22 protein-coding genes are annotated in these 20,339 nt (G+C 54.6%); 12 read left to right on the top strand and 10 right to left on the bottom strand.

Going from position 1 to position 20,339, the window contains the following annotated elements; genetic code table 11:
* The first annotated feature begins 86 nt into the window (after positions 1–86).
* From VI25_RS09025 to VI25_RS09005, 6 genes are all read left to right on the top strand, one after another.
* Positions 87–791: a hypothetical protein gene (locus tag VI25_RS09025; RefSeq protein WP_236704986.1), complete on the top strand. Its 705-nt coding sequence runs from the start codon at positions 87–89 to the stop codon at positions 789–791.
* On the top strand, positions 791–1,885 hold the full coding sequence (locus VI25_RS09020; protein WP_045690095.1) for a sensor histidine kinase: 1,095 nt from the start codon (positions 791–793) through the stop codon (positions 1,883–1,885). The genes VI25_RS09025 and VI25_RS09020 overlap by 1 nt, the downstream gene beginning before the upstream one ends.
* A 207-nt stretch (positions 1,886–2,092) precedes the next feature.
* Positions 2,093–2,218: a hypothetical protein gene (locus VI25_RS27710; protein ID WP_262489937.1), complete on the top strand. Its 126-nt coding sequence runs from the start codon at positions 2,093–2,095 to the stop codon at positions 2,216–2,218.
* Between the two features lie 269 nt (positions 2,219–2,487).
* Positions 2,488–3,066: a hypothetical protein gene (locus VI25_RS09015; protein ID WP_152981551.1), complete on the top strand. Its 579-nt coding sequence runs from the start codon at positions 2,488–2,490 to the stop codon at positions 3,064–3,066.
* Positions 3,067–3,168: 102 nt separating this feature from the next.
* Positions 3,169–5,106, top strand: a complete 1,938-nt coding sequence (locus VI25_RS09010; protein WP_055562441.1) for an acyl-CoA synthetase — start codon at positions 3,169–3,171, stop codon at positions 5,104–5,106.
* 260 nt (positions 5,107–5,366) lie between these two features.
* On the top strand, positions 5,367–5,966 hold the full coding sequence (locus VI25_RS09005; RefSeq protein WP_045688236.1) for a hypothetical protein: 600 nt from the start codon (positions 5,367–5,369) through the stop codon (positions 5,964–5,966).
* A 387-nt stretch (positions 5,967–6,353) separates the two neighbouring features.
* Here VI25_RS09005 and VI25_RS25100 read toward each other — a convergent pair whose 3' ends face one another.
* Positions 6,354–6,524, bottom strand: a complete 171-nt coding sequence (locus VI25_RS25100; protein WP_161806905.1) for a hypothetical protein — start codon at positions 6,522–6,524, stop codon at positions 6,354–6,356.
* A gap of 417 nt (positions 6,525–6,941) precedes the next feature.
* Positions 6,942–7,343 carry a nuclear transport factor 2 family protein gene (locus VI25_RS09000; protein ID WP_045688235.1) on the bottom strand — a complete coding sequence of 134 codons (402 nt, stop codon included), beginning with the start codon at positions 7,341–7,343 and terminating at the stop codon, positions 6,942–6,944.
* Positions 7,344–7,526: 183 nt separating this feature from the next.
* Here VI25_RS09000 and VI25_RS08995 point away from each other — a divergent pair, with 183 nt between their 5' ends.
* The 3 genes from VI25_RS08995 to VI25_RS08985 all read left to right on the top strand — a co-directional run bounded on the left by VI25_RS08995 (position 7,527) and on the right by VI25_RS08985 (position 10,446).
* A complete protein-coding gene (locus tag VI25_RS08995; protein WP_045688234.1) occupies positions 7,527–8,228 on the top strand; it encodes a haloacid dehalogenase type II in 702 nt (233 codons plus the stop codon).
* 112 nt (positions 8,229–8,340) lie between these two features.
* Positions 8,341–8,952, top strand: coding sequence for an Hsp20/alpha crystallin family protein (locus tag VI25_RS08990; RefSeq protein WP_052695159.1), 612 nt, complete (start codon positions 8,341–8,343; stop codon positions 8,950–8,952).
* Between the two features lie 159 nt (positions 8,953–9,111).
* Positions 9,112–10,446, top strand: a complete 1,335-nt coding sequence (locus VI25_RS08985; protein ID WP_052695158.1) for a TPM domain-containing protein — start codon at positions 9,112–9,114, stop codon at positions 10,444–10,446.
* 99 nt (positions 10,447–10,545) lie between these two features.
* On the opposite strand, the gene VI25_RS08980 is transcribed toward VI25_RS08985, so the two are convergent.
* Both VI25_RS08980 and VI25_RS08975 read right to left on the bottom strand, forming a co-directional pair.
* Positions 10,546–12,198 carry an MFS transporter gene (locus VI25_RS08980; RefSeq protein WP_072144781.1) on the bottom strand — a complete coding sequence of 551 codons (1,653 nt, stop codon included), beginning with the start codon at positions 12,196–12,198 and terminating at the stop codon, positions 10,546–10,548.
* Positions 12,199–12,500: 302 nt separating this feature from the next.
* Positions 12,501–12,779, bottom strand: coding sequence for a hypothetical protein (locus VI25_RS08975; protein ID WP_045688232.1), 279 nt, complete (start codon positions 12,777–12,779; stop codon positions 12,501–12,503).
* A 300-nt stretch (positions 12,780–13,079) separates the two neighbouring features.
* On the opposite strand from VI25_RS08975, the gene VI25_RS08970 reads away from it, so the two are divergent.
* Positions 13,080–13,715: an HAD family hydrolase gene (locus tag VI25_RS08970; protein ID WP_045688231.1), complete on the top strand. Its 636-nt coding sequence runs from the start codon at positions 13,080–13,082 to the stop codon at positions 13,713–13,715.
* On the opposite strand, the gene VI25_RS08965 is transcribed toward VI25_RS08970, so the two are convergent.
* On the bottom strand, positions 13,716–14,156 hold the full coding sequence (locus VI25_RS08965; RefSeq protein ID WP_045688230.1) for a hypothetical protein: 441 nt from the start codon (positions 14,154–14,156) through the stop codon (positions 13,716–13,718).
* A gap of 274 nt (positions 14,157–14,430) precedes the next feature.
* Here VI25_RS08965 and VI25_RS08960 point away from each other — a divergent pair, with 274 nt between their 5' ends.
* The gene (locus VI25_RS08960; protein ID WP_045688229.1) at positions 14,431–14,790 is read left to right on the top strand and encodes a DUF3140 domain-containing protein; all 360 of its coding nucleotides are present in this window, start codon (positions 14,431–14,433) and stop codon (positions 14,788–14,790) included.
* 117 nt (positions 14,791–14,907) lie between these two features.
* Here VI25_RS08960 and VI25_RS08955 read toward each other — a convergent pair whose 3' ends face one another.
* The 4 genes from VI25_RS08955 to VI25_RS08940 all read right to left on the bottom strand — a co-directional run bounded on the left by VI25_RS08955 (position 14,908) and on the right by VI25_RS08940 (position 18,073).
* The gene (locus VI25_RS08955) at positions 14,908–16,314 is read right to left on the bottom strand and encodes a M56 family metallopeptidase (RefSeq protein ID WP_045688228.1); all 1,407 of its coding nucleotides are present in this window, start codon (positions 16,312–16,314) and stop codon (positions 14,908–14,910) included.
* On the bottom strand, positions 16,311–16,676 hold the full coding sequence (locus VI25_RS08950; RefSeq protein ID WP_045688227.1) for a BlaI/MecI/CopY family transcriptional regulator: 366 nt from the start codon (positions 16,674–16,676) through the stop codon (positions 16,311–16,313). Before VI25_RS08950 ends, VI25_RS08955 begins: the two co-directional genes overlap by 4 nt.
* 146 nt (positions 16,677–16,822) lie before the next feature.
* Positions 16,823–17,248 (bottom strand): hypothetical protein, encoded by a 426-nt coding sequence (locus VI25_RS08945; RefSeq protein ID WP_045688226.1) that lies wholly within the window; start codon positions 17,246–17,248, stop codon positions 16,823–16,825.
* 96 nt (positions 17,249–17,344) lie between these two features.
* A complete protein-coding gene (locus VI25_RS08940) occupies positions 17,345–18,073 on the bottom strand; it encodes an NAD(P)-dependent oxidoreductase (RefSeq protein WP_072144780.1) in 729 nt (242 codons plus the stop codon).
* Between the two features lie 187 nt (positions 18,074–18,260).
* Between VI25_RS08940 and VI25_RS08935 the strand changes: the two genes are divergently transcribed.
* Positions 18,261–18,644, top strand: a complete 384-nt coding sequence (locus tag VI25_RS08935) for a winged helix-turn-helix transcriptional regulator (RefSeq protein WP_045688225.1) — start codon at positions 18,261–18,263, stop codon at positions 18,642–18,644.
* A gap of 273 nt (positions 18,645–18,917) precedes the next feature.
* Here VI25_RS08935 and VI25_RS08930 read toward each other — a convergent pair.
* A partial coding sequence (locus VI25_RS08930; RefSeq protein ID WP_055562439.1) for a M13 family metallopeptidase occupies positions 18,918–20,339 on the bottom strand: 1,422 nt, incomplete at its 5' end.

Raw genomic sequence — 20,339 nt, 5'->3', positions numbered from 1 at the left:
GACTAGCTGTTAACAGCTAGTCCCTTTTTTTATATTCACCAATTATGGCATTGGAAACGTTTGCGCTAGGTATTTTCATAAAGTCTATGTTCTCTCTCTTTAAAAAACAAGCACCGAAGGAAACTATTCCTGTTGCGGATAAAGAGGTAAAACCATCTCCACTAACTGAGCTAACACAAGAGGAATTTGAAAAAATAAAATTTCAAGCAAGAGTAGCGTTCGTTGATGATGAAGAAATAAACCATATTCGGAGACTTCAAAAGGATGGCTACAACATTACTTATTGGGAGGACATAGAGAATATAGATGATTTTGCCAGAAAGAACTATCATGTTGTAGTTCTTGATATACAAGGAGTAGGAAAGCATATATCAGAGACATCGGAAGGGTGGGGAATACTTAAATATCTTAAAAATACATATCCCCATATTGTGGTGATAATGTTTACTGGCGCTGATTGGTCTATTACAAAGTTCAGACAACAAGCCGATCAAGCCGATGACTTCATAGGAAAGGATTCTGACTATTTGGATTTCAAGTACAGCCTTGATACAGCGATCCGAAAAGCTTTTTCTGCCAAATACCATCTAGACATAAACAAAAAACAACTACTAAAATATATAAACAAAACAGAATCACCAGAAGAAATATTAGAAATTATAAATACTTATGGCCGAAATAAAGAGGTCACGCTAGAAAAAGTGAAAGAAAAAACAGACAATAGAGAAGTAATTAAAACAGTAACAGAGTTACTAAACATGGTAAAATCATTTACAGACTTAATTCCTTAATGAAATATTTATTCCCTCAAATAAAGGTCAAAAAAGACAGTTTGGAATTTACAGATGGTTTCGCATTAAATACACCCGCAGAATATTTAAATAAAAAAAATAAAGGCCCCCTTGAAAAGTTCTATAATCCTTACACATTTGGAACTGCAAAGGATTCAGAAGAAATACGAATTGGCATTGATCCATTAGGTTTTAACTATGTATTTTATAAAACACTTTGCTATATAGGTATTATACTCCCTACATACAGAAATAGAATCTCAAAAAAAATATTAAAGAAATATGAAGACAATATAATAAGTGAAAAATATATAAAATCAAGAATAACAGAGGACTATAAAAACATAAATTTGGAGGAATATATACCCACAAATCTCATTACAGGCAATATCCATGAATTAAGAAATCTTAATTCAAAAATAGTAGCTTGCGCTGATGAGTTAATAAACTTTAAAAGTGAACAAGATTGGGAGTTAACTTTTGATAAAGCAGATGGCAACTACAAAAAAATATATGTTGCTTCTAGACTTACAAAGTTCATATTAGACAAGCTGAAACTCTATAGACCTGATTTTTTTGAGACAACACATTTAAATTTAGAAAAATCATTCTCAATACAAAGATCCGTAAATAAGATAGTAAAAATTTATCGCAATGACTTCAAAAATAAGCACCTTTCATCAGAAGGTTATACTGAAATATCGTTAAATGGCGAAAAGGAATATTTTGAAATATTAATGATGATATTAATTGAAAATTCGATCAAATATTCTATTGACCCCATAAAACTTTATCCTGGAGTTACAATTCGTGAAAATGATAGAAGAAATGCAAAAATTATAACAATTACCGTTTCTTCGTTTGGCAATCTTATACCGTTGGAAGAAACGGAAAAAATATTTGAAGCAGGATTCAGGTCTAGCTCAAATAAGTTAAGTGCGAGCGGAACAGGTATGGGACTCAATAATGCTAGAAGGTTAGCTTCACTTTATGGCTTTGAATTAAAATATATATGCGATTACCCAAAGGATACTTCTATAAAAACGGGATGGAATAATTTTAGATTAATTTACAAAATACCCAACAATAAATAACCACAAACTTACACTTAAGTCATAACCTAGACACAAAAAATATAAGCTTGTAAAAGGCTTCCACGAATTGTGGAAGCCTTTTTATGTAAGATTGCTCCTACTTGGTGGCACCTTTTGCCTCTACCGTGAATGTGTCTGTTCTCTATGCCACTCCCCGCTGATCTGGCACAGTTTTATGTATAGTGATTTTGAACTCCTTTATCCCTTATGAGATATAACGCTACTCTCTCGCTATTACTGGGCCTGACGCTGGCCTTTACCGCTGGCTGTGATAAAGATGATCGGGAGCAGACGCCCGAGCCACTGCCGGAGCCTGCCGTTCCCTATAGCTGATCTATTGTATACCAAGACCACGGCCCGCGCCGGGATACCACGTTTCAGGTTCCGCAAGCGGAGGGTTTTGTCACTGAAATACCCCAAACTCATCCGTGGGCATGGAGCCTACTAGCGGTACCGGGGTATACTACCTGCCGCGCTTTCCAAATAACGTTTTAGATTACGGAAAGGAAGAGTTTGAAGGCCGTTTAGCGACCTATTTACAGCCGGTTGAGCAAGTTCGAGGACGATTGAGGCTTGGCTAGCAGCCATTATATTAGGCTATTATGCTGCCTACCCCAAAGGAATCTGCTGTACCATCGTCGGGGGTGCTGGCGTTCTACAACGCTGTGCCGTCGGTGGTATGGTCGGGGTTGAGTTTGGGGCCGCTGGTAGTGTTTTGCTACCAGCACATGGCGCGGCCGTGGCTGATGGGCCTGCTGGGGCTGAGTTTGCTGGCGTATGCAGTGCCTCGGAGTTGGTTTCGATACTGGCAGTTGAGTAGGGTGCCGGCCATGTATCGGCGGTTGGGGGTGCCGGTTGTCAACTGGCTGGCGCAGGACGGGGCACTGGTGCATGCGCTGGTCCGACGGCGCTATCCGCACTACCGTCGGTTGAAAACCCGCCGGTCGGTAGCGGCGGTAGTGGCCAACAGCTACCATATGGAGCGGTTTCACATAGCTGCGCTGCTGTTCTTTTGGTTCGTCAGCGGGTATGCCGCAGTGCAGAACCAGCGGGCTTGGGCGGGGGTACTAACAGTACTCAACATTGGGTATAACCTGTACCCCATCTGGCTGCAACAGTACCTGCGGCTGCGGCTGGCTCCCGTTGCGGCGCGGTCTATGAAACCAACCCCACCCAGCTAAAGGTCTAGCTGCGTAACTATATCTGCGTTGTTGCTAGCTACCTACCTTTAGAGGACCTTTACTGTCTCCTGAAGCCATCCGTGGCTTTCTCTCCTATCTCCTATGCCCGGTTACCGCAACCTTGCCGATATTCTCACGCTGGAACAAAAGCCCCTGTCTGCCCAGCCAGTGCCCGCCCACACCCTGGAATTGCTAGAACGCGGGGCGGCCCGCAATCCGAAGGCGCTGGCCTTGCGCTTTGTGTTCAGCGGAGAGCGGCCTACCGAATCAGTTGATTTCACCTACGCCCAGCTCGTGCAGCGCTGCTACCAAACGGCCAACCTGCTTCATGAACTAGGCGTAGGGCCCACCGATGTAGTATCCTACCTGCTGCCCAACCTGCCAGAAACTCACTTTACTCTTTGGGGCGGGCAGGCTGCGGGTATCGTCAACCCCATCAACCCGCTGCTGGAGCCAGCCCAGATTGCCGATATTCTCAACGCGGCCGGCACGAAAGTGTTGGTCACGCTCCGGGCCTTTCCTAAAACCGACATCTGGCAAAAAGCGGAAGCCGTGGCGGCTCTGGTGCCCACCCTGCGCACAATCGTAACGGTGGATATGTTGCCCTACCTGCCACTGGCACAACGCCTGGCGGTGGGGGCGCTACGCCTGACGCAGTCTCGCCCAGCACTGCCCGGCATTCAGGTAGTAGACTTTGCCCAGGCCATCCGCCGCCAGCCTACCAACCGGCTGGTGTCGGGCCGCCGCGTTGCCTCCACCGATACAGCCTGCTACTTCCACACGGGCGGCACTACGGGCACGCCCAAAATTGCTCCCCTTACCCACCACAACCTTACCAGCGTCAGCTTCGCCTCGGCCCAATTGCTGGGTGGAGAAGCCGAGCCCGAGCGCCTGGTTTTCTTCTGTGGGCTGCCGCTGTTTCACGTAAACGGGGTGGTAGTAACGGGCAGCGTGCCGTGGCTGCTGGGCCACACGGTAGTGCTGGGCAGCCCGGCCGGCTACCGCGGGCCAGGTATCTTGGATAACTTCTGGCAACTGGTGGCGCATTACCGCATTTCCCTGTTTAGCGGGGTGCCTACCATCTTCAGCCGCCTACTCGACTTACCCGTTGCGAGCCAGGATTTAAGCTCCCTGCGCTACGCCATTTGCGGCGCGGCGCCGCTGCCAGTGGAGCTGCTACGTGCCTTTGAGCAACGAACTAAGCTGCGTCTCGTGGAAGGCTATGGTTTCACCGAAGGTAGCTGCATCAGTATTGTGGGGCCGCTGGCGGGCGAGCCTATGCCGGGTAGTATTGGCCTGCGCGTACCCTACCAGGAGGTGCGGGTGGTAGTGCTGGATGAGCAAACCGGCCAGTACCTGCGCGACGCCGAAACCGAGGAAAGCGGGGTGCTGGTGGTGCGGGGCAGCAACATCTTTGGGGGGTATCTCCAGCCCGAGCACAACAAAGGCATTTGGGTGGATACCGGCGACGGCCAGGGGCCCTTCTATAACACCGGCGACCTGGGCCGGCAGGATGCCCAGGGCGGCTTCTACATCACCGGCCGCAAGAAGGAGCTCATCATCCGGGGTGGGCACAACATCGACCCCAAGCTGATCGAGGATGCACTGTCGGCCCACCCGGCCGTGGCCCTGGCGGCGGCCATTGGCAGCCCCGATGCCCACGCCGGCGAGCTGCCAGTGGCCTACGTGACCCTGGTGCCTGGGCAGCAGGTATCGGAAGCCGAACTGCGGGCGTTTGCGGAAGCGCGCATTCCGGAGCGGGCGGCCTGGCCCAAGCAGGTATATACTGCCGCCGAGCTGCCCCTCACTGCCATTGGCAAAATCCTGAAGCCCAGCTTAGTGAAGCAGGAAATCACGCGCGTATACTCTCGTCAGCTAGCCACCGTCGATAACCTAACCCTCCACGACCTAACCGTTCGCGACGACCGGCAGCGGGGCCTGGTGGCCGAGCTTACCGTGGCGGGCACGGCCTCCGATGCCCATATTGCCGAGGCGCTGCTTGGCCTGGCCGTGCCTTACGACATACGCCGACAAGGATAAACTAGAAGCCGCGAAATGGAGCTGAACGAGAAAGCAGCATTAGGTAGCCGCTCGCCTACTACAGCAACCTAGCTCACCGTTCGCCGCCTACAACAGGTTGCCACAGCCTTTGGAAGCCTGTTGTGGGCGGAGACGCTAGCCTCTGCCATGAAGAAACTCATTGATAGGCGGGCGCCTCAGCAGCTAGTTTTAAGGATTATTGCTGCTCGCGCAACTTGGCACAATTTTCTATATAGTGATTTTACTCTTTTCCATCTGCTATGAAACACACCCTTACTCTTTTGCTACTAGGTTTTACGCTGGCCTTTACGGCGGGCTGTGATAAGGATGATCGGGAAGAAACACCCGAGCCTACGCCTGAACCAGCCATGACCTATAGCCGATCCATCGTGTACCACGACAGCGGGCAGCACCGGGACACTACGTTTCAAGCTCAGCAGTTGGAAGCATACGCCAACCAAGATGCCCAGCAGCTAGCCATTGGGGTACACCCCGCTACTACTACCGAGGGGGTTGGCTTTGTCCTAGACCGCGCCAAACTACCTACTTCCCTGACCGGAACCTACACGCTCAAAACGCTACGGGACCGGACCCGCGACGCGGACGTAACCTATTACTACGACCTACCCGAAAGCCTAGGTGGCGGCACTATTCTGTATTTCAGCAATATGCAGCACCTCACAGGCAACCTCACCATCACTAGCTATGATGCCAAGCGCCACCTCCTGAGCGGCACTTATACAACTACCCTGGAAGGCTCCAACGACCCAGTGGTGCAATACAGCACCTTTCCCAAACGGAAGTGCGACATCACTATCACCGGTACCTTCACCAACATTCCGCTAAAGTCCGTCGAGTAGGGTAACCAAGCGGGCCATTGCTGCCTTGCTCAGTACGGTAGAAGGCGAGTCTACTACCTGCTTGCTGCGCACCTACCTGAAGCTAGTACTTGATTTTGCGGATGGTGCCAGCGCCGGAGTTGAGCACGTAGTAGAAGTTGGGGTTGACGCGCTCAATGTCGGTGAGCCGATCTTGGTTACCTAGCACCGTCGCCCCGGATTCCGTAGCTACCCGGCTCGTGGCAGGCAGCTAGCCCACGAATGTGGACAGCGTGAACCGAAATTAAGCGTACTCCGTCACTAGCAGGCCACACGCCCACACGCCACTGCCCCGGTTGAGTCAGCGGATAAGCAGCTGATTCAACCGGGGCAGTGGCGTGTGGGCGTGCAATTGGTAGCACCCGTATGCTAGGGGCGAGTAGTACGGGTGCGCGCACGCGTGCGGGTAGGAGTAGCAGGGCGACTATTCGAGGGCTGCTGCACCTGCACCGAGTCAATGGGGCCGGCCGTGACATTGCCGCTAGGTATGGAAGGCAAGGGTAGCGTGCCGTTGGGCTGCACCTGGGTAGGAACGGCCACGGGCTCGGCGTTGCGTTGCTCACGCCAGCAGGCAGCGTTACGCCGGGCATGGGGCTGATGCGCTCCGTAGGGTTGCGGCGGGTGGGTTGCACAGGCTGGCGGTTCTGAGCCTGGGCGGCGCCGGCTACCAGGCCAATTAATAGTACACTTAGGGAGCAGAGGCGGTACATAGGGCGGGCGGCAGCGCCGCGGTAAGAAGGAAAAGTAGATGCTACGCTGTGCCCCTCAAGAGGCAAACAAACCGCCCAACCAGGCCGCACAGCGCACAGAGTATGGTACGACAACCGCCCGGCCCGAGTTCAACCGCAATGCCCTGTTTCTTTTACGCAAAACGCCCCCGCGCTGAGCTACTTCTGCAAAAGTAGCCTCAAGCGTGGGGGCGTTCTGCGGAGGTAGTGCTACTACTGCTGAGCTAGCTTATACTAGCTCGAAGCATGGGTAGCGACGCTGCCGGTAAATCTTGCCGTCCTTGAACTCGAAAATAAGGCAGAGATGAGCTGATAACCGCTGCCCACGCAGCAGGGGGCCAATGTCGCTGATGACGGTCGCCTGCCACAGGCCCTCTACCGTTACGCTACCATCGGCACCCAGGGCAGTTCGCTCCACTGCAAAGTTCGGGTCCCGCAGTAGCTCGCGGCCCACGCGTATGTTATCGAGAATGTCGTTGAAGTTGCGCCGCTGAACGGTCTTGTAAATCAAGTTGGGGTACTCTACCTGCTCCACCTCGGGGTGCAGTACCGCAGCGTAGGCCTCCGGGTTGAGATTGAACGACTGAATCAAGTCGAAATACGCAGAAAGAATAGGTAGTGGGTCGTTCATACGAAATGAAAAAATGCGGCTACAAGATACAGTTACCCAGCGGATAATGCTTGACACAACCCAGAAAACTCTTCCTCCCACTAGTTTATTCTGCAAGCGCAGGCGTGCGGGTTGAGCCTGAGGCGTCACTAGATGGGCAGCCTTGCGTATGCCAATACTAGTTTTCCTCCTGACTTACTCCATATGCCGCTTTCTTCTCTACCCTCTTCCCGCCCCCAAGTCATTCTATTTGATGTCAACGAGACGCTGCTCGACATGAGCAAGTTAAAGCTGGCCGTCAATAAAGCATTCGGCAACAAGTTCGCCTTTAAGCAGTGGTTCGGCCTCCTGCTTCAGTACTCCCTGGTGGATACCGTAACGGACTCCTACCATCCCTTCGGCACCATTGGCGACGCTGCTCTGGATATGGCCGCGGCCATGCTGGAAGAGAAACCTCTGAAGCCTACCAAGAAAAGTGAGATTCTAGACCTGATGACCCAACTGGCACCCCATAAGGATGTGCCCCACGGGTTGGAAATGCTAGTGGACGCGGGCTTCCGGCTGGTGGCCTTCACCAACTCGCCCAAGCCCGTGCTTGACCAGCAGCTACGCCACGCCCGCATCATCCGCTACTTCCAGCAAGGGCTAAGCATTGAAACCGTGAGCAAGTACAAGCCACACCCAGAAACCTACCAGGCTGCTCTCCAAACCATTGGCCTTCCGGCCGCCGCTGCCTTGCTGGTGGCAGCCCACGGCTGGGACGTGGCAGGTGCCGCCCACGCGGGCTTGCAAACTGGTTTTATTGCGCGCCCAGGCCAAACCCTCTACCCCCTGGCCGCACCGCCCACCTACACCGGCAAAACCCTGCCCGACCTAGTGAAACAGCTACTGCGCCAGACTGAGTAAGCCGACCCGGCAAAACCAACAGAAAGCCCCATTATTACACGCAACCCAGCTTTTTTGGTGGGCGTATGAAGAGCATCTGTGTTTGTTTGTGCCACCCCAACCGTTCACAACCATGGCTATTCAAAAGTACCAGGACGCGTTTTCCGACTCTGCTTCTGCCAGCTTTAGCAGCATGCTCGACCGGTTTTTCTCCGACTCGATGGCGGCGCGTGGGCGCGTGAATAGTTTCTCGCCCCAGGTAGATGCCTACGAAACAGAGAAAAGCTACGAGATTGAAGCAGCCCTACCAGGCATGAAGCGCGAAGACATCAAAGTAGACTTCCACCAAGGCCGCCTCACCATTGCCGGCGAGCGGCACTTCCGCAACGAGCAGAACGAGCGGCGCTACCACGTAGTAGAAAGCACCTTCGGCTCGTTTCACCGGGCCTTTCAGCTTCCCGACACTGTGGATGCTACCCGCATTGAGGCAGCTTTTGAGGATGGCATTCTGCACGTGAGCGTACCTAAAGACGAAAAGAAAACCATGCGCCACCAGATTGAGGTGCGCGGCGGGCAGCAGTCGGGTGGTGCGGGGCAGCTAGCAGGCCGCGCAGGACAGCAGGCAACGGACGTAGCCGTGCAATCCGCTGGGAGCCAAGGCGAGTCGGACTCAGACCACAGTAGCGCGAATGACCCGATGGAGGAAATGAAGAACCGTCCGCAAAGCTCGGGTGTGGGTTCTTAGCAATTCCCTGACTCCTTGACCTTGGCGCCGCCTTTCCCGCAACGGGGAGGCGGCGCTTCTGTTTGTTAGCCGCCCAAAGCTCTACTACAGCCTCCCCAGGCCAATACGCGTAGAAGGCAAAAACCTGCTTTCATCTCTCATCTCACTTCCTTCCACGCCATGAATCGTTTCTTAATCTTTCTGTTGCTCTTGGTAGCAACTGGGCTGGGCGGCCTCCCGCGGTCTGCGGCCCAAAGTACCGAGGGCTTACCCGCCCGCCCTTCCCCCTTCCGCTTCGTCACTGATGAGGGCAAACTCTTGAACGAGGCCGATGCGAAAACGCTGGAAAGTGGCCTTCGCCGCTATGCCGACAACACCGGTACCCAAATTGTGCTGGTGACGGTGCCAAGCCTAGGGGGCCGCGACGTAGCCGACTACGGCCGGGCCCTGGGCGAAAGCTGGGGCATTGGGCAGCGCGACAAAAACAACGGGGTAGTGGTGCTGATAGGAGCCCAGGATCGCAAAGTGACTATTCAGGCTGGCTCGGGGCTGCGCAACCAGATTACACCCGAGCTAACGAGCCGCGTAATCAACCAACAAATGACGCCGAGCTTCAAGCAAGGCCGCTACTTTGCCGGCGTGCGCTCGGGGCTAAATGCGCTGATGCTGGCGGCTCACCCAGAATCGAACCCGAATAAAGACAAGGCCGCAGCCGCTACCAACGGAGCTACTGCTGGCACCGACGGAGCTGCAACTTCTTCTGGCATAGGTGCCGGTGCGCCCAGCAGCGGGTTGTCGGATGAGTTGCCGCCGCGCGTAGATACGCCCGAGCCCGTAGCTACTCCTACTCCGGTTACCGAGCCGGCATCTTCGGGGTTTGGTATTGGTACGCTGGTGCTGGGGGCTCTCGTGATTGGGGGCGGCATATGGCTGGTTTCTAAACTATTTCGCCGGCGCACGCAGACTCCGGGACCCACTGGTACCACTCCCGATTTTCTACCCAACCGCCCAAACCAACCTACCCCACCTTACCAGCCCAATCAGCCTAATCGCCCAACGGGGAATTATGGTAACCAGGGCGGCTACGGCGGCCAACCAGCCCCCGACTTCCTTCCCAATCGCTCGGGCGGTACGGGTAGCGGAATGGGCGGCATGCTGATGACCGGGGCCGCCGCTGCTGCGGGTGCCTACCTGGGCAACCGTATGGCCAATGGGCACAGTGACAACAACGAAAACTACAGCCACCTCAACCCCCAATCAGACCCGAACCAGAACCAAAACCTGGATGCGGGAACCGCCGCTGCGGGTGGGGCTGCCGCCGGAGGGTTTCCGTTCTTGGGTGATTCTGGTGCCGCCTCTACCGATGCCGGCCCCGACTACTTCTCGGAGGATGTAAACGATTCTTCGCCCGACTACTTCTCGTCGGACGACAACGGTTCCTACGACGACACCTCCTCCGACGACACGGGCGGGGGTGGCTTCGACGACGACAACAGCAACAGCGGCTCCTGGTAGGTAGCCCACAGTCACGGGAAAGCCCCTCTTCTGCCGCTGGCAGGGAGGGGCTTTTTTGTGGTGCGTTCGTTGGAAACGTGAGTAAGGCAGCAGCGCGTATTAACGAGGCCCTTCCAGGCTTTCCACTGGGGTAGGCAGCTCCACGTTAGTTGTTTTGGGGAAGGATAGAAAATGCCGGACTTGGGGCGGCTCGGGGCCAGTATGAAACCGCTGCACCTCTGCTTCCACCAAGAGGTCTTCGCGAGTGAAGCGGTGGTGCTGGCGTTCATGCTCTCCCCAGGTAGCTACGTAGAAGAACTCCGTGATAGAAGTTGGGCTGGCTAAATCGGCAAAAACGCCCGCGTTCAGGGCCCCATCGCGCAACCGCAAACGGCTAAGACGGGCTATGGCCTGCCGGAATGCTGGCTGATCAGCTAAGGGAACCTGATATTCTATGGTGACCATTACGGGTCCGTGGTCGGGGTCTACGTCGCCCTCAATGGTAGGAGCCGGCCAGTTTTCGGCGGGGGCCAAGTCGAGACCTTCGGCGGAGCGCATGGGGAAGGGAATGGCTAGCGCCAGGCTGACAGCCATCCAGCTGGCGGCACCTAGTAGGGCCTGTTGCAAGCCCAGACGGTCGGCCAATTCACCCCATACAATACTGCCAATGGAAAGCCCCGCCTGAAACACAAGCATGTAGATGCTGACCACGCGGGCCTGTACCCACTTCGGTACGTGCAGCTGCACGGTGGTACTGAAGCTCGTCATCGTCATCAGCCAAGCAATACCCGACAGAAACATCACCGGAAAGAGCCAGTATTCGTTGGGGGCCAGAGCTAAACCCACATTGGTACCCACAAACACACAGGACCCGAGCAGCACCCGCTGGTTGAAATTGAGCCGGTGCCCTGCCCGTCCCATCAAGAAAGCTCCCGTAATGGCGCCCGCGCCCAGCCACGACAGCAGCACCCCGTAGGAGCCTGACTGCAAGTGCAAGCGCCGCGCCGTAACTACCGACAGCAATGCCCACATGGCACTGGCCCCAAACGCAAAGCCGAACGTGCGAAACAGCACCGCATAAATAGCTGGCGAGTACTGTACGTACCGTATTCCGGTGCGCAGGGCTCCCATGAAGTTCTCGGTAGGGCCACTACTTGTTTCCGCGTTGCGCTTCCATCGGTATACTACCAGCAAGGTACCCACGAAGGAGATGCCATTTAGCAGAAACACGTAGCCCGGCGAGTAGTGCGCAATGATGATGCCCCCAATGGCCGGCCCCAGGGCCCGGGCAATGTTGTTGCTGACTCCATTAAGGGTGATGGCAAAGCCCAGCACCGGGCGCGGAACCAGCTCAGTAGTTACGGTTTGCCAGATGGGCGCATTCAGGGCCGCGCCAATGCCCAGTAAAAATGTGAAGGCCAGCACGCCCAGCGCCGATACCTGACCCAGCAGCGTGAGACTACCCAGCACAAACGCTACCACCCCCATAAAGCCCTGGGTGCACAGCAGCAACTTACGCCGGTCCACAAGGTCGCCCATGGCACCAGCGGGCAAGCTGAGCATGAAGGCGGGCAGACTGGTAGCCGTTTGCATGAGGGCCACCAGCAGGGCCGACGTGGTGAGGGTCGTTACCAACCATACGCCCGCTACATTCTGCATCCAGGTGCCGATGTTGGATACCACGGAGGCAATCCAGATGGCCCGAAATACGGAATAGGTTAGCGGTGTCCAGAGGGTGGCTGGGGATGGCGGAGTAGGTGCAGACGCGGACACAGGAGAGGGCATGAAACGAGCAGGAGCAGATGGAGTCCCGGCTATGAGACCAGGCTACGCAGCACACAACCGCTACGTACGGTATTTGGTAGCTTCTTGGTCGCCGCTCCGATGCGATGCTTTCTGGTAAGTTGCGCAAGGTAGCGTATCTCAGTTCGTGCCACTGAGGCTTGGGCTACTAGCGCAAACGCTTCAGCCAATGCATTAGGCCAGGCACGGCGCCAGCTCTACCCATTACGCACAACCGCCGTCCTTCCCTGGCGGAAAAGACGGCGGTGCGTAGCACATGCGTATTTAGTGACCTATTTGGTCCGCACTGGGGTACCTACCTTAATGGAGGGGGTAGTGCGGTTTCTGCGCTTGCTAGCCGCTTTGCGCCGCAGGCGCCAGCGCTTCAGGGGGCCTAGCTTGTGAGGCTTATGGCGGCTGTTGCCGCGGTACTTCTTAAAGTTAGGACGAGGAACGCGGAAATTCAGGGCGGTTTCGGCCGGAGCGGACGTGCTGCCTGATTCGGCTACGGCGGTGGGCACCTCTGCTAAGAATAGCAAGAAGCAGAACAGGATGAGTAGTGTTTTGGACATAAGAAAGATTGATAATAGTGAAACGATCTTTCGTGTAGATAATAGCATGAACATTTCATCCTACCCATCCACCCTTACTCGCTAATTTATAGGTTATAATGTGCAAATAGTACACTTCTAAAAAATAAATTACAGAGAAGCAATAGGCGAATAATTTTTATAACTAATCTAATAAAAACAACCTTGCATTTCATAAAATGGCGTGACTAGTTGCGCGCCGAAAAATCAATTCCAGCCAACATTGCCAAGAAAGGCAGGTTATCAAAGGAATTGTTGTACCGCTAACCTAGTACCAACCCTATGCCGCTTCATTTTGACAGCATCATCTTTGACTTAGATGGCACCCTTTGGAATGCTACTGAATCTGTAACTAAGGCTTTTCAGAAAGCTAAAAACAGCGTCGATTATATTCACAATGACATTACCCTGGCCGATGTGCAGGCCGTGACGGGGCAGCCTTTTCAGGCCGTGTACCACCGGCTTTTCCCCACGCTGCCCGCCGAACAGCGCGAGGAGTTCAGCGCCCTGTGTGCCCGCGAGGAGCTAGCTCACGCCCAGCAGTACGGTGGTACCCTCTACCCCGAAGTAGAAGCTACCCTGCGCTACCTACAAAGCCGCTACCGCCTCTTTATCGTCAGCAATTGTCAGGTGGGCTACGTGGAGGCCTTTTTTGAGCACAGCGGCTTGGGACACTACTTTGAGGGGCACCAGTGCTTTGGCACCAAAATGCTGCCCAAGGCCGACAACATCCGCGAAATTGTGTCCCAATATCAGTTGCAGGCGCCCGCCTACGTAGGCGACACCCGCGGCGACCTAGAAGCCAGCCAGAAAAGTGGCGTACCGTTCATTTTTGCGGCCTACGGCTTTGGCACCCTGGCACTGGCAGAAGCGGAACTACGGCTCCAGCAGTTTTCCGACCTGCGGCAGCTCCTGTAACTAGTGGCGTGCCGTGAGACTCAATCCGGTACTCTCCTGCAGCCACTGCATAGCGGCTGCCTCATCAGTAAAAAACTGAACGTCAAAGGCCTCGGTGGAGTAGCTGCTATCAGAAGGATAGGAGGAGCCTTGAATAGTTTGCAGCAAGGATGGATTAGCTAGGTATGCTACCATTAGGCGGCCACCCAAGTGGGTAGCTATGCTAGGAAAGTATGACTCCAACATCCACTGTACTACCTCCGGCTCATTGAGCGTGCGCCGCCGAATATCTTGCAGCCAGAACCGGCAGTTGTGCGCGAGGGCATCCTGAGTAAGAAACTCATATGCCGGGGGAAGCTGGCTAGCATCGGGCTGGTAGTTCCAGCGGCTAACGAGAACGTGAAGATCGGGGCGGTAGGTGGTATGGAGCGGAGTAGTATCGGAGAGGAAGTTTGGTAGCATAGCGGCAAGAATTCTGCTGCAACATACGGCCACTAGTTCCGCACTACCGGCACCCTCCGGGCGTAAGCTCTCTATTTGTCGTTAAACCGATATGTATTACCGCTAAACTCCCCTAATTGCCCAGTTAGCGGTAGTAGAGTAAATTGGGTTGAATGCGCAACCGATTGGCTGTAACTTACTTTGATTGGTATAATCCGAAGGCACAACCCGGAGCCCGACAGTCGCGTTTGCCGTAGTAGAGTGGCACCGGTGCCACTTGCTATTCTCTGCTAGTATGTCTGCTACCACCAATGCCCCCAATAACGACCTGTACATTCAGTTCAAGGAGGAAGTCAACATGACGGCTGCCGAGCTAGAAAAGTGGCTGGATACGGAAGAATCAAAATCTGTGGGCCAGAAAGACGAGGGCGCCAAGGAGTCTATTGGTCACCAATCGGGCAAGCACATCATCAAGATTCTGCGCACCAAACAAGCCGACCTTACCCCTGACGACGAGGCGCATATGCACAAAGTGCATTCCTATATCAGCCGCCACAAAGCCCAGGGACCGCACAAGGAAGATGCCGTAGAGCATTCCCGGTGGCGGTACTCTCTTATGAACTGGGGCCACGACCCATTGAAGGATAAAGAGTAAGCCCGTAGCATGCCGCAGCGCTTAACACAAAGAGCCGGTTCCAGGTCAGGAACCGGCTCTTTTTCATTTGGGTCACTACCTGCCGCCTGTCTGCCTTAAGACAAGCGCCGGATAGCCTTATTTAGTGGTGATGAGAATGGCGCCTTTCTTACCCTTATCCCCGTATTTTGCGGTGGCTTTTTCCGCATCCAGCACATACACGCTCTTGATAGAGCCTCCTTTTAGCGTAGTGGCTTGGCCATCAGACTCCTGCCCGTTGACGAATACCAGCCGGCCTTTGAAGTCTGATAAGGAGATGTCCTTTTCACCTTCGGTGCTTTCCTTGATGCGCATCGCAATGGCCTGATCTTCGGGCGACGCGGCTTTGTAGACGATGTTGTACTTCTCGTTAAACGCCTTCAACGCTTCCGAATTCTGCCCAGCTTTAGTAATAATCAGCATAACTCCTTTTCCCTCAATAGAGCCAAAATCTTGCTTAAAGGCCTCCTCATTGAAGCCAGGCATGAACTTGCGCCCCTTAATTACATTTACGCTGGCTATAGCACTTGGCTCTAGCTGATGCATGGCTTGCTCAGAGCTCGGCACTCCATCCACGAAATACAGTGCATTTTCAGCCAAAGTGGCTGCTTGCTTTTGGACGGAGGTAGCCGGCTCCGGGAGGTAGGCTTTCTTCTCGCAGCTCCAAAGGGTGAGGCTGGCGGCCAGGGGCAACAGAAGCAGGTACCGGGCAGCTTGGGTGCGGGCCGTGCGGGGCTTATTCATCATGGCAATACGGGTTTTGAGAAGGTGGAAATTGAAATGACTGACGATAGAATTGGCCTGCCCCTGCACGCTTTGGTGCAATAGCTGGTACTGATAAGTTTTGTTGTCGAGCAGGCCCGATTGCAGCACCCGGTAATCGGTATTGAACTCCAGGTTTTCGTGCAGAGCTTGGCGCAAAAGCCACACGCCGGGGTTGAACCAGTAGAAGAGCAGACTAAGCTGGGCCAGCAGAACATCCACGGTGTGCCACTCCCGCACGTGCACTTGCTCGTGGCACAGAATGGCGGGCAGCTCTTGGGGCAGATGCTGGGCGGGATTGAGGTATACCGTCTGCCAGAAGGCGAAAGGTGCTATCGGCTCCGGCACCGCCCGAAACCGCTGCCCCTCAAACTCCGTAGGCCACGAAATGCGGTGCAGCCTATACAGCGAGAGCAGTTGCAGCACTAGCCGTACCCCTAGGCCACCTACCCCCACCCAGTAGGCCACTACCAGCCAATTGATAGTAGCCGGAACGGCCGTGGGCAAGGCTTGCCAGTTGGGTGCCAGTAGCAGCAACTGCGCTGGCAGCGGATTCTGGCGAGCAAACCAGGTGCTGAGGTCAATGAATGGGTAAGCAGGCGCAAACACCAGCGCGAAGAGCAGAAACGCCCGGTTCAGGCCGAAGAAGGTTAGGCGACGCAGGCCCAGGTAGTACACCGCACAGAACAGCAGCAGGGCCTCATTTACCTTCAGCAGGTAGGGTAGCAGATCGGTGGCGCTCATTCCTCTTGTCCTTTCTCAATCATGCGCACAATCTCCTTTAGCTCCTCGGCACTTATCTTCTGGTCTTTGGCAAAGAAGGAAACCAGCTCTTTGTAGGAGTTGCGGAAGTAGTCGCCCACGAAGGTGCTCATGAAGCGCTTGCGGTATTCTTCAGCGGCAATCAGGGGCGTGAACCGAAAGGTGTTGCCCAGCTTCTCGCCCTGCAGATAGCCCTTGCGCTCCAGGTTCCGGACGGTGGAAGCCAGCGTGGTGTAGGGCGGCCGAGGCTCGGGCAGCAGCTCCAGCACCTCCTTGATAAAGCCACCCTTCAGCTGCCAAAAGGCGCGCATGGCTTCTTCTTCGGGTTGAGTAAGTCGTTCCATGTCAGTTATTACGATTATTTCGTAATACTACGAACATTTCGTAATAATGATACCGAAGCGTCAACTTTATTTTTCTACAAAGCAAAAAAGGTAGCCTACGGGGGAGGTAGGCCACCTTTTCATGGCAGTAGTGAAAGCAGGGTAGCCTATACTGGCAGGTGCAAGTGCTTGGTAAGCCACTGCACGGCATCACCCTCATCGGTAAACTGGTTGATGGAGCAATAGTCGCCGTGGGTGTAGGGCAGGGCAGGCAGGGTTTCGTCGTCAGTGGTGTCTTCCAGCTGGGCCGGCGAGATGAGGTAAGCTAGGTACACATGCTGGCCTAGCCGAGTCCGAAGCATGGGATAGAAGTCCCGCACCAGCCAGTGTACGTCACTATTCTCCAAGTGCTCCCGGCGGCGCGAATCAATCAGCCACAGGCAGGTGGTACAGCCCGAGGCAAATTCCAGCAGCCGGTGGTAGCCCGTGCGCAGCTCCGGCGACGAGGTAGTCCGCAGCCACCGGGCCGTCAGAATACTCAGGTCGGGCCGGTGCAGCAGGTGCAAGAAGTCATTTACAATATTCTCTGACATAGAACGAAGATAAGTCAGGTGTCATTAGGCAACTCCCTAGTACAGGGAAAAACAATATTAGGCCTGTTACGCCGACCAAACGGCAGCGTTACAGGCCTAGTATTTCTGGTACTGATACAATGATCCGGAAACGGAGAAATTAGACTGTCGTCTACCCCCTTCTCTCGCTTGCTTCTCCGCCAGCAAAGGCGCCTTGTGCAGGAAGTCGTCGCCTTGTAAACATTCTACCATAAACCTGGCTAGTTGCTGCCGGCTGATAGTGAAGGGCGAAGGGGTTTGTTGGTAGCGCACAATGAGCTGCCCGATCTGCTCTCGGTTGTTCAGGGCCACCGGGCGAGCAATAACCCACTCCAAGCCAGACTGCCGCAGCAAGGTTTCCTGTCGGTCGTGGTCAGCAAACACAAGCGTAAAATTGGTTAGCCTAATCATCAGGCGCATATACCACGGCGCATACGGCCACGAATCGCCCACCCCAATGGAAGACAGCGTCACGATACGCTGGAGTCCTAACTCCCGCATAGCCTGTATTGTATAGCCCATCGACGTTTCCAGCGTGTGGCGCGGTGTGATCTTTTTCAACGAAAACGACTCGGCTTCACTTAGCGCACTAAGCGTACTGATGACGAAGTCGCAGCTCTGCATGGCCCGGCGTATATCGGCCAAGTTGGTGGGCTGCCCGCGCACAACCGTTAGGTGTGGGGAGGCAAGCGAAATCTTAGCAGGGTTGCGCACGAGGGCCGTGACTGCATAGCCTTGTTGTAAGGCATAGGCCACGACCAGGCCACCCGTACGGCCAGTAGCGCCGTAGACGAGAATGCGTTTCATGGGGAGCGTATAGTACTGTATAAAGAAATCCCGGTAGCTGAGGTGAACTACACTACTCAGCTAACTGCCAGCATCGGCCGCTGCTTGGGTAGGCCTCGGGGTAAATGCGAGGGCAAACTTATCGGGCAGTTGGGGTAGCTTTGGTATGTATTACCAATAGAATACCGGTTACTAAAAGGATACCACCATGCTCGTTTGCCCTGGTCCCGCTGGCAAAAGCCAACACCAAGCCGTCCGCGATACTCTCGACGTGATCAGCGGCAAATGGAAACTTGTTATCCTGGCCGTGTTGCTTGAGCGTAAGTACCGGTTCAAGGAGCTGAGCCGCGAAATTGGCATTTCGCCGCGTGTTCTCTCCAAGGAATTGCAGGAAATGGAGCAGCACCAGCTCGTGAAGCGCACCGTCTGCGATACTCGCCCGGTGACAGTGGAATATGAAAGCACGCCGCACAGCCAAACCCTGCTGAGTGTGGTGCGCGCCATGAGCGAGTGGGGTTACTTGCACCACGAAATAATAGTAGGCCAAAAGAGAGGCCTCGACCCCACAGCCGATGAACAGCCACATGATTAACACTGGCCTAATTTCTTAACGGAGCCAAGTTTCGTCTTGCTAACCCAGCACAGATAGCACACTCTCTACTTGTTGCAATAGAGTCTCCAGTAGCTAGCTAGTTAGCTAGCGTCAGGGATAGTAGGTCCTTAAACAAGGCTTGCCCACTAACAGCGGCCTGCCACAGGCAGAGCACACCATTAGTGAGCAAGACAAGCTGGAGTTAGGCCTCTTAAGTCAAGAACTCCTGTTTAGAACCATCCATCAAGGATTCTACGGTCAGCACAGTTCAGCTTACCACACGCGGGCACGCACGTTCTGAGCGCGCACCATTTTAGCGTCTTCCTTGCAGCCAAATGCCTCGTAAAATTCGGGCATGTTCATGAGCGGACCGTTAGTACGGAACTGGGCCGGAGAGTGCGGGTCGGTCATCACCTGCTGGCGCAGGTACTCGGGGCGGGCGTTGGTGCGCCAGATTTGGGCCCAGGCCAGGAAGAAGCGCTGCTCGGGCGTGTAGCCATCGTACTTGGGGCGTGGGCCAGTACCATACTTCTGCTGGAGCTGCTTCTGCAGGGCGCTGTAGGCCACACTCAGGCCACCAAAGTCGGCGAGGTTCTCGCCCATGGTCAGCTTGCCGTTCACATACACGGAGTCAACCGGCGAGAAGGCGGAGTACTGCTTGCCCACCATATCGGCGCGCTGGGTAAATTTATCGGCGTCCTCTTTGGTCCACCAGTCGCGCAGGTTGCCCTCCGCATCCGACTGGCGTCCCTGGTCGTCGAAGCCGTGGGTGATTTCATGACCGATTACCGCGCCCATACCGCCGTAGTTCACCGCGTCGTCGGCGTTCGGGTCGAAGAACGGGGGCTGCATAATGCCAGCCGGGAAGGTAATGTCATTCATCGACGGGTTGTACGACGCGTTTACCGTGGGCGGGGTGAAGCGCCACTCGTTGCGGTCAATCGGCTTGCCGAACTTGCTTACGTTATCGTTGTAGCTCCACTGACGGGCGGCCAGCACATTCTTCAGGTAGGACTCGCGCGAGATATTGAGCGCGGAGTAGTCCTTCCACTTATCCGGGTAGCCAATCTTCACCTTAAAGGCGGCCAGCTTCTTCAGGGCTTCCTGCTTGGTAGCGTCACTCATCCAGTCGAGTTGCTGAATGTGCTCGGCCATGCTGGCCTTGATGTTATTGACCATTTCCATGGCCTTTTGCTTGGTCTCGGGCGTGAAGGTCTTGTCCACGTAGAGCTGCCCGAAGGCCTGACCCATAGCTGCATCCGTAGCGCCGAGCATGCGCTTCCAGCGAGGCTGCTGCTGCTTGGCGCCACTCATCACCTGGTTGAAACGGAACGACTCATCCGCGTACGCCTTGGGCAGAGCCGAGGCTACGGAACTAACCAGTTGCCAGTCGAGGTAGGTCTTGATATTAGCCAAGGGTTCCTGCTTCATCAAAGTATTCACCTCCTTGAAGAAAGCCGGCTGGCCTACAATCACCTCTTTAGCCGCGTCCAGCTTATTCTGCGCCAGTAGCGTAGGCAGCCCCAGGTTGGGGAACTGCTTATTGGCCTCGGCCAGCGTCATTTTGTTATAGTTGGCGTAGGGGTCGCGCAGCTCCACGCGGCTTTTGCTGGCCTGGGCCAACCGGGTTTCAATGCTCAGCACGGCGGCAGCCTTCTTCGCTGCCGTGGCCTCCGAGTCGCCCATGAGCTTGAA

This window comes from Hymenobacter sp. AT01-02, from assembly GCF_000961955.2.
Taxonomy (GTDB): domain Bacteria; phylum Bacteroidota; class Bacteroidia; order Cytophagales; family Hymenobacteraceae; genus Hymenobacter; species Hymenobacter mucosus.
This window is presented reverse-complemented; position numbering and strand designations above follow the sequence as displayed.